This is a genomic window from Paenibacillus sp. CCS19 (genome assembly GCF_033239625.1).
Taxonomy (GTDB): Bacteria; Bacillota; Bacilli; order Paenibacillales; family Paenibacillaceae; genus Paenibacillus_T.
Map to the genome: position 1 here is coordinate 1 of NZ_BTCK01000126.1, position 286 is coordinate 286.

A 286-nucleotide genomic window follows, 5' to 3' on the forward strand; every position below is an offset into this window, starting at 1 on the left:
AGACGAGTGGCGCGGTCAAGGCGTGTACCGCTCGAATGATCTTGAGACGTGGGAACGAAACGGACTCATTCTCGACCAACCTGGCATTCGTGCGGAAGACGGGACGATCGGCCTTCACGCCGATGTGGTCGTCCAAGGCGATGAAGGGTATATCTTTTATTTCACTCATCCTGGCCGTGTTCATGGGCATGAGGAGGATTCGGGCTATGAAACGCGCCGCTCATCCATTCAGGTTGCCAAGCTGGAAGTGATGGACGGCGTGCTGATCTGCGACCGCGACAAGGAG

General features: G+C 56.6%; 1 pseudogene. It reads left to right on the forward strand.

From position 1 onward, the window contains the following. Nucleotides 1-286: pseudogene (locus SBI19_RS29420) on the forward strand (glycosyl hydrolase); the annotation flags it as partial.